Genomic DNA, 1632 nt, shown 5'->3' with positions numbered 1-1632 from the left:
AGCTAACTGAGGATGATATTGAAAAGGCGATCGCTTTGATTCAAGAAAATAGCAATTGTGGCTTGGCATCTTTTTTCAGCTTTCACGAGGAGCTAAAAGAACTTGTCTTAGGGCAGCTTCTTGACCCGACGAAAGGTTGGAGGCAAAGTTAACCGCCTGACGACGCGCTCGCGGGTGAGCGCAGAAACTGCCGACAACAATTGTCGGTAGTCGCGGGTTCGCCCGTAATATCCTAGAAAGTATTTGCTTTGAAAGTAATGAGAGTCTCCGGGCTTTTTAAGCATTATGAGCAAGCTTTCTAGGTTGTTGGTTCCAAAGTTTTGAAAGTAATTTGAGTTGTCATTCGACGGCTTTCAGGCGAATTGTGAATTTTGGAATTTTTAAATAAACCGTAAGATCGCCATGTCAAACAGAATAATTGGGGGAGATGTCTGTAAGAACTCCCTGGTTTGTTGGGACCTCTCAGAGCTTCCAATGGATTTGCGCGCGCATTTTAAAAATCACAAAAGATTGAAGCGTTCCAATTCTTCAACTTTTCACTTAAATGCTGCCAGCGTAGAAGATTTTGTAGAATTTATTGAGGGAGCAAATTGTCTTGCTTTGGAGCCGACGGGCAAGAATTATTCAGAACTATGGGCGACTATTGCTGAAACTCATAACGTATCGGTACGGTGGGTCGGTCATCCTGAAGTTAAATATCTACGAAAATCAGAGCGCCTCCCAGATAAAAACGACCAGGCCGACGCACTGGCTCTAGCAACTTACGCTCTGAAAAACTGGGAAAAGGAAACAGCTTTTCTTAGATTTGAGCCTGGGGCGATCGCTGAGATTAATGAGACTTACCTAGATATTAAAGGCTTAAAAGCTAATAACACGGCCACTATTAATAGATGTCGTGCTAAGTTGGCATCTTCATTTCCAGAAGTTGCTTTTTCAGGCTCTGCACCTGGAATTGACGGCTTGTCGCCGTTGTTTTCTTGGGTCGCAGAAAGGGCACGTTACACAGATAGAGGAAAGAACAGATACGATCGCCTTTACAATTCTTCTGTTGGCCCAAGATATGGAAAAACCATCACTTCACACACCCGCTATCTAGCTAACCAAATTTGTGACAATCACATTCAAGAGGCATTACTCAGAAACCGTCTATCGTCTCTAGTTTACGATCGCCTGGAGTTTGCAAAATTCAACCAAGTCTTTGACTTATTCGGGTTTGGGTTAATGGCGCGGGCTATGCTGCTTGTCCGGACTTATCCTCTGAGTCGGTTTGAATCGGAAGGAGCGTTTAAGCGTCGCTTGGGTTTTGGCCAAGAAGAGAGGTCAAGTGGCCAGATAGAGAGTTTTAGTAGTTCAGGTTCTGCGATCGCAAAGTCGGAGCTTTATAACTGGAGTCGGACATCTGTTGGGAAGAAACGATTAATTTCTACAGTTGGCCTAGAAGTTCAGGCCAAGTTCGATGAATATAAGGCCAAATTGAATAGTAATTCCGATGGACAAGAAAAAGGACAAACGGGAAAATTTACCAACTTAGTTCACTCTCGAACCATAGCTTTTACTCTCAGGAGATTATTTCCATTGTTAAAAAAAAATTGTGTTGATTAGTTTTCAGTTTTTACGTTGTAAAGTAATGCT

The 1632-nt window shown here is 42.8% G+C and carries 1 protein-coding gene; it reads left to right on the top strand.

Annotation, left to right across the window (positions count from 1 at the left end):
* The first annotated feature begins 510 nt into the window (after nucleotides 1-510).
* The gene (locus F6K15_RS37875) at nucleotides 511-1602 is read left to right on the top strand and encodes a transposase (protein ID WP_293071243.1); all 1092 of its coding nucleotides are present in this window, start codon (nucleotides 511-513) and stop codon (nucleotides 1600-1602) included.
* Nucleotides 1603-1632 lie beyond the last annotated feature (30 nt).

Source organism: Okeania sp. SIO2B3 (genome assembly GCF_010672525.1).
Classification (GTDB): Bacteria; Cyanobacteriota; Cyanobacteriia; order Cyanobacteriales; family Microcoleaceae; genus Okeania.
This window is presented reverse-complemented; position numbering and strand designations above follow the sequence as displayed.